This window comes from Kitasatospora putterlickiae, from assembly GCF_039527695.1.
Classification (GTDB): domain Bacteria; phylum Actinomycetota; class Actinomycetes; order Streptomycetales; family Streptomycetaceae; genus Kitasatospora; species Kitasatospora putterlickiae.
In genome coordinates this window covers 15024-21501 of sequence record NZ_BAAAKJ010000344.1, presented here as the reverse complement: position 1 = coordinate 21501, position 6478 = coordinate 15024, and the positions used below count along the sequence as shown (strand labels likewise).

At 75.2% G+C, this 6478-nt stretch carries 7 protein-coding genes and 1 pseudogene; 2 read left to right on the top strand and 6 right to left on the bottom strand.

Annotated features, from left to right (window positions below; genetic code table 11):
• The 6 genes and pseudogenes from ABD308_RS32010 to ABD308_RS31985 all read right to left on the bottom strand — a co-directional run.
• Window positions 1-267: pseudogene (locus tag ABD308_RS32010) on the bottom strand (phytoene/squalene synthetase); the annotation flags it as partial.
• Window positions 268-416: 149 nt separating this feature from the next.
• Window positions 417-1307 carry a dihydrodipicolinate synthase family protein gene (locus ABD308_RS32005; protein ID WP_344342872.1) on the bottom strand — a complete coding sequence of 297 codons (891 nt, stop codon included), beginning with the start codon at window positions 1305-1307 and terminating at the stop codon, window positions 417-419.
• Between the two features lies 1 nt (window position 1308).
• Window positions 1309-2121, bottom strand: a complete 813-nt coding sequence (locus ABD308_RS32000) for an aldolase (RefSeq protein ID WP_344342870.1) — start codon at window positions 2119-2121, stop codon at window positions 1309-1311.
• A gap of 147 nt (window positions 2122-2268) precedes the next feature.
• On the bottom strand, window positions 2269-2454 hold the full coding sequence (locus ABD308_RS31995; RefSeq protein ID WP_344342868.1) for a hypothetical protein: 186 nt from the start codon (window positions 2452-2454) through the stop codon (window positions 2269-2271).
• 151 nt (window positions 2455-2605) lie between these two features.
• Window positions 2606-4174, bottom strand: a complete 1569-nt coding sequence (locus ABD308_RS31990; protein ID WP_344342866.1) for an AMP-binding protein — start codon at window positions 4172-4174, stop codon at window positions 2606-2608.
• A gap of 162 nt (window positions 4175-4336) precedes the next feature.
• Entirely contained in the window at window positions 4337-4945 is a 609-nt protein-coding gene (locus tag ABD308_RS31985) for a helix-turn-helix domain-containing protein (RefSeq protein ID WP_344342864.1), read from the bottom strand.
• A 119-nt stretch (window positions 4946-5064) separates the two neighbouring features.
• On the opposite strand from ABD308_RS31985, the gene ABD308_RS31980 reads away from it, so the two are divergent.
• Both ABD308_RS31980 and ABD308_RS31975 read left to right on the top strand, forming a co-directional pair.
• The gene (locus ABD308_RS31980; protein ID WP_344342862.1) at window positions 5065-5883 is read left to right on the top strand and encodes an MBL fold metallo-hydrolase; all 819 of its coding nucleotides are present in this window, start codon (window positions 5065-5067) and stop codon (window positions 5881-5883) included.
• Window positions 5884-6012: 129 nt separating this feature from the next.
• The coding region (locus ABD308_RS31975; RefSeq protein WP_344342860.1) for an AAA family ATPase at window positions 6013-6478 on the top strand (466 nt) is incomplete at its 3' end.

The window sequence follows — 6478 nt, the reverse complement described above, 5'->3', positions numbered from 1 at the left end:
GAGGCCGTCGGTGACCGCCCGGCGCCACCGGGCGGCCGCCTCCCGCCGTCCCGCGACCGGGCCGCTGTCGAGCAGGGTGTCGGTGCGGTGCATGAACGCGGCCGCGGTGATCACGTGCGGGACCATCCGCTCCGGCAGCAGCAGTCCGGCCGCCATCGCGACCTCCCGCCGGTAGCGGGTCACCTGCTCGCGCTGGCGCCCGTACTCCGCCCGCAACCCGGGCTCCCGGACCCCCGCCGCGTCCAGCGCCCGCTCCCACCTGCCCACCCGGCCCACCGTTCCTCTCCTGCCGTCATACCGTCCTGCCGTCATGTGTCATGCGTCATGCGTCATGCCGAAGGACCAAAGCCCCGAGCCTAGCCAGCGCTCCGCCCGGACACCTATTCGGTGCCCGGGCGGCCGCCGGTGGGGGAGGCTCAGGCGATGGCGGCGAGCAGTTCGGCGAGGCGGGCGGTGCCCGGCTCGTCCAGCGGCAGCAGTGGGGGGCGCGGGGCGCCCGCGTCGAGGCCGAGCAGGGCCAGGCCGGCCTTGACGGTGGTGGGCAGTCCGCCGCCGAGGATGAACTCCAGGACGGGCAGCTGGCGGTAGAAGACCTCGCGGGCGGTGTCCAGGTCGCCGGCCCGGACCGCGCGGTGGAGTTCGAGCACCGGTCCGGGGATGAGGCAGGGCGCGGCGGTGCACCAGCCGGCCGCCCCGGCGGCGAAGGCCTCCAGCGCCAGCGGGTTGCTGCCGTTGAAGAAGGGCAGTTCGCCGTCGGTGAGCTGGGCGAGCCGGTGCATCCGCCGTACGTCGCCGCTGCTCTCCTTGACCATGGTGATGTTCTCCACCCGCCCGACCAGCGAGACCATCAGCTCGGGGGAGAGGTCGACGCCGCTGGTGGCCGGGTTGTTGTAGATCATCACCGGGACGGAGACGGCGTCGGCGACCTCGGTGAAGTGCCGGACCACCTCGCGTTCGTCGAGCCTCCAGTAGGACTGCGGCAGCACCATCACCGCGTCCGCGCCGGCCCGTTCGGCGAAGCGGGCGCGGCGTACGGCGTTGCGGGTGGTGAGGTCGGCGACGCCGACCACGGCGGGCACCCGGCCGGCGATGGCGGCGAGCGCGGCCTCGGCGGTGGTGTACCACTCCTCGTCGTCCAGGTAGGCGCTCTCGCCGGTGGAGCCGAGCGGGGCGACGGCGTGGCAGCCGGCGTCGACCAGCCGGTCGACGAGGGCGGTGAGCGCGGCGGTGTCGACGCCGCCCGCCTCGCCGGGCGCGAACGGGGTCACCGGGTAGGCGATGATCCCCTCCAGGGCGGGTCCGGTCATCTCAGGCACCTTCCTCGGCGCGGGGGGCGGCGGCGAGCGCGTCCCCGTGGCCGGCCCGCAGGGCGCGGCGGGCGTAGTAGGCGAAGTTGGCCTGGCCGCGCTTGGGGGTGGAGGTCCAGTCGTGGGCCTCGCGGGCGAGGGCCTCGGGTATCTCCTGGATCTGGCCGGCCGCCGAGGCGAGCAGCTGGAGCCGGGCGGCCCGCTCGAAGAGCACGGCGAGGGTGCAGGAGTCCTCGACGCCGCCGGCGGCCACCAGCATCCCGTGGTGGGCGAGCAGCAGGGCGCGCTTGTCGCCGAGCGCGGCGGAGATGAGCTCGCCCTCCTCGTTGCCGACCGGGATGCCGGGCCAGCTCTCCAGGAAGGCGCAGTCGTCGTACAGCGGGGTGAGGTCCATGTGCGAGACGGCCAGCGGTGTTTCGAGCATCGACAGCGCCGAGACGTGCGGAGGGTGGGTGTGGATGATGCAGCCGACGTCGGGGCGGGCCCGGTAGACCCAGCTGTGGAAGCGGTTGGCGGGGTTGGCCATGCCCTCGCCGTCGAGGACGTTGAGGTCCTCGTCGACCAGCAGCAGGTTGTCCTCGGTGATCTCGTCGAAGCCGAGCCCGAGCCGCTGGGTGTAGTAGGTACCGGGGCGTTCGGCGCGGGCGGTGATCTGTCCGGCCAGGCCGGAGTCGTGGCCGGCGTCGAACAGGATCCGGCAGGTGAGGGCGAGCTTCTGGCGGGTGGTCCAGCCGTTGTCGGGGATGGCGGTGCTCATCCTGCGGTGTGCGAGGTCGACCAGGTCCGCCTTGGTGGTGGTCATGGTGTCGGCCATGCCGGGTTCTCCTTCGTCCGGGTGAGGTTCGTCCGGGTGGGGCGTGCCGCCGGCCGGGGTGGGCCGATTGGCAGACACGATGTTCACCATAGGACACCTTGTGTCCTGGTGTCGACGGGGAGGCCCTGGCGGCGAGCCGATGGAGCGTCAGCTTCCGCCGCCGGTGCGGCGGATCAGGCCGGAGCGCTCGGCGTCCGACCGCAGATCACCGCCGGGGGCGTCGCGGTCGGTGCGGTCGCCGCGGGCCGCGGCCGTGCAGAGGGCGAAGACGAGCAGGGCGCTCGCCGCCGCGGCGAGGATGCCCAGGGCGGTCAGGACGCGGAGCCAGGTCACGGGAGGTGCCTCCAGAGGGACGGCGCGAGGATGGGCCGCCGGTGATATCGGCAGACCGGCCCGCCTGGTCGAGTGTCCACGGGCGGTTCCGATCGGTGACCGCCGCGCGGACGGTCGTGCGCGCGGGCGGTCGAAGCGGGAAGGGCGTGCGTCAGCGCGAGTCGTGCGCCCCGGGCGCCGCCGGGGCGCGAACGGGATCCGCCGCTTCGTCCGCCGTCGCCGCCAGGGCCCGCAGGGCGGCCAGGTCCGGCTTCCCGGTCTCGGCCAGCGGGATGCCCGGCAGCACCAGGACGGTCGCCGGGGCGCAGAGCGGCCCGCCGCGCTCCCGCGCCCACCGGCGCAGCTCCGCCGCCGTCACCGCGCTGCCGGGCGCCACCGTCACGGCGGCGTGCACCCGCTGGAGCCGGTCCCGGCCGGTGGTGGCGAACATGACCGCCTCGCGCACCGCCGGGTGCGCCAGCAGCGGGCCCTCGACGTCGCGGGGGAACAGGTTGTGGGCGTCGACGATCGCCATCGGATCACCCCGTCCCGCCACCGTCAGATAGCCCGCCGCGTCCAGGCTCCCCTGGTCGCCGGTGTCCAGCCAGCCCTCCCGCAGTACCCGGGCGGTCAGCTCGGGGTCGCGCCAGTAGCCCCGCATCACGGTCGGCGTGCGGACCCAGATCCGCCCGGTGCCGCCGGCCGGCAGCGGACGGCCGTCCCCGTCGAGGATCCGCACCGCGCTGTCCGGGAACGGCCGCCCGGCCGTGGCCAGCAGCCGGGGGTCGAGGTGCTCGTCCGGGGTCAGCCGGGTGACCGGGCCGCACTCCGTCAGGCCGTACGTCTGGTGCAGCACCCGGCCCAGCCGGCGGGTCGCCTCGGCCAGCCGCTCGGGCGCGGCCGGGCAGCCGGTGTAAGTGACCAGGCGCAGGCTGGCGGTGTCGGCCCGGGCCAGCGCCGGATGGTCGAGCAGCCGGTACAGCAGGTGCGGCGGCAGGTAGACCCGGGAGACCCGGTACCGTTCGACCGCAGCCAGGACCTCCTCCGCCGCGAAGCCGTCCTGCAGCACCACCGAGCCGCCCGCCGCCAGCGCCAGATCGGCCGTCGCGCCGCCGCCGTGGCAGAGCGCCGTGCAGAGCAGGAACACCGATCCGGCGGTCAGCCCCGGGCGCGGCGGCCGGGCGAACCGGCGCGGCACGCCCTTCGGCCGCCCGGTCGAACCGCCGGTGAAGCGGATCGCCATCACGTCGTCCGGCCGGTACCGGGGCCTGACCGGCCCGGGCGGCAGCGGATCGGCCAGCGCCAGCAGGTCCGTCCCGGCGCGGACCGTGCCGGGACGGGCCGGGCCGAGCGACAGCAGTGGCACGGCCGCCGGCAGGGCCGCGGCGATGCGCTCCGCCGCCGCGCCGAACCGCTCCGGATCGACGACGAACGCGTCCGTCCCCGCCGAGCGGGCCATCGCGATCTGGTCCGCGACCGGACGGTCGGTGTAGAGCATCGCCACCCGGCAGCCGATCAGATTGGCCGCCAGCCGCACCAGGACGGTCTCCGGCCGGTTCCCGGCCAGCACGGTGACGCCGTCGCCGCGCCCCAGGCCGCGGGAGAGCAGCGCCCGGGCCAGCCGGTGCACCCCCGCCAGGCACTCGGCGGCCGTCAGCTCCCGGGACCCGTGGCGCAGCGCCACCCGCCCCGGATCGCGCGCCAGCCCCGCCATCACCAGCCCGGTGTACGTCGCCGTCACGCCCAGCCCTCCGCCCACCGCGCCCCGGCCAGACCGGAACTGACGCATCATCACGAACCGGCGACCACCCTAGGGCGCCAGGGCCGGCCGGCGGTATCGGACGGCCCCGTTCGGGTGAGGCCGCACCGCGCGGGCTCATGCCTCGCAGGGTCCGGTGGCGGGTCAGGTCCTGCGCGAGATGACCATGAGGTACTCGCAGGGGGCGTCCGTCCGGTTGGCGAAGCCGTGGTCCGCGTCGGCCTGGAAGAACAGGGAGTCACCGGGGTTCAGGATCTCGCTGATCCCGCCGATTGCGACGGTGAGGGTGCCCGTCAGCACCACGAGCTGCTTCTCCGTGCCCGGCGGATACGCGGGCAGCAGCCCGGTGGAGACCCGGGCGGGGAGGTGGTGGGCGACCACCTCGGACCGCCCCGCCCCCGGGGCCGCCGAGACGATGTGCCGCTCGAATCCGGTCTCCGGGTCGCGGAAGACGGGGCGGTCGTCCCTGCGCAGGACGACGGCCGTGCCGGACGCGGCGCCGGCCGGCGCGCCGACCAGGTCCGAGAGCGACACCCCGAGCGCGTGGGAGATCCGGGACGCGACACCGATCGTCGGGCTCTTCTCGCCGCGCTCGACCTTGGACAGCATCGCCCGGCTGACCGACGACCGGGTGGACAGCCGTTCCAGGGTAAGGCCCGCCTCCTCGCGGCATCGCCGTACATTGCGGCCGAACGCGCCGGCCGGGTCGTCGCCGTGCCGCGGTCCGGCCGCGTCCGTGTCCTGCTCGACCACCGTGCTCCTCGATCGACGGGTGTTCCGCTGTGCCCACAGTGTAGGTTCTCTCCTAAGGAAGATCAGATCTTCTATCGGAGACGCGCCCTCGGCGCGCCCGACACGACGGGAGGGGTTCCATGCGTGTGCTCTCGAACGGCCGGCTCCACACCACCTTCGAGTTCGGCGACCTGCGGGTGGTCTCGCTGCGGGACGGCTACATCGACATGCCGCCGACACGGCTCCGCGGCGAGGACGGGTGCGCCCTCGGCGAACTGCCGGCCGCCGTCCCGCTGGCCGACGGCAACCTGCGGCTGTCGGTCAACGCCTTCTACGTCACCGACGGCACCCGGTCGGTCCTCATCGACACCGGCGCGTCCGACAACTGGCACGAGCCCACCATGGGACTCGTCTACGACGCGCTCGACGAAGCGGGGATCGACCGCGCGCGGATCACCGATGTGGCCATCACCCACCGGCACGAGGACCATGTGAGCGGCCTGATCGCGCCGGACGGCTCGGAGGCGTTCGGCGGGCTCGAACGGGTCTGGACCGGCGCGGGCGACACCTCGGTGTTCACCGGGCGGCTCGCGCCGATCCGCGACCGGGTCGTCCCCGTGGCGGAACGGGTCGCGATCAACGACTGGACCACCGCGATCCCGACCCCGGGCCACACGCCCGGTCACACCGTCTACCAGGTCGACAGCGGCGCCGGCCGGCTCCTCGTCTGGGGCGACACCGTCCACGTCCCCACGCTCCAGTTCGACCGGCCGAAGGTGGCCTGGGAGTTCGACGGCGACCAGTCCCAGGCCCGTGCCGCGCGGGCGTCCCTCCTCGAACAGCTCGCCGGGCCGCACCACTTCGTGGCCGGCGCCCACCTCGACTCACCCGGCGTCGCCCGGGTGACCCGCTCCGGTGACGGCTACGCGCTGGAGTACCTCGCCCCACCGATCGGCTGACCGGCCCCGCCGGCCGGCTCGAACCCCCGTCCGCCCCGCCGGCCACCGCCCGCCGGGGGAACCGGGCGCGGCCCGGGCACGTGGATTGTTATCGTTCCGGGTCGGACACGGACGGGATGAGAGAGCAGCATGGACGGGACGGCCGTCGCGGACGGGTCGGGGGCGGCGGGCCCGCCGGGCGCGGGCCGGTCGGCGGGGGAGGGGATGGAACCGCGGGGCCTGGTGGACCTGCGCGGCGTGGGCGGCGCACCGTTCGCCGTCCACTACCCGGGCGACGCGGTCGTGGTGGTCTCCGGACTGCCCGGCAGCGGCAAGAGCACCCTGCTGCACCGCTGGTCCGCGCGCGCCCCGCACGTCGCCACCGTCGACCCGCGCGCGGTGCACGAGGCCTGCGCCGCCGTCATGCCGGACCGCCTGCCGTACGCCGTCTACCGGCCCTGGGCCCGGCTGGAGCACTTCCGCCTGCTGCGCCGCTCGGTGCGCCGGGGCGGACCGCTGCTGGTGCACGACTGCGGCAGCCGGGCGTGGATGCGCCGCTGGCTCGCCCGCGAGGCCGCCGCCCGGGGGCGGGAGCTGCACCTGGTGCTGCTCGACG

What these genes read in the sequence shown, in the direction of transcription:
- ABD308_RS32005 (WP_344342872.1), bottom strand. Translation starts at nt 1,307, where the DNA reads ATGACCGGACCCGCCCTGGAGGGGATCATCGCCTACCCGGTGACCCCG.
- ABD308_RS32000 (WP_344342870.1), bottom strand. Translation starts at nt 2,121, where the DNA reads ATGGCCGACACCATGACCACCACCAAGGCGGACCTGGTCGACCTCGCA.
- ABD308_RS31980 (WP_344342862.1), top strand. Translation starts at nt 5,065, where the DNA reads ATGCGTGTGCTCTCGAACGGCCGGCTCCACACCACCTTCGAGTTCGGC.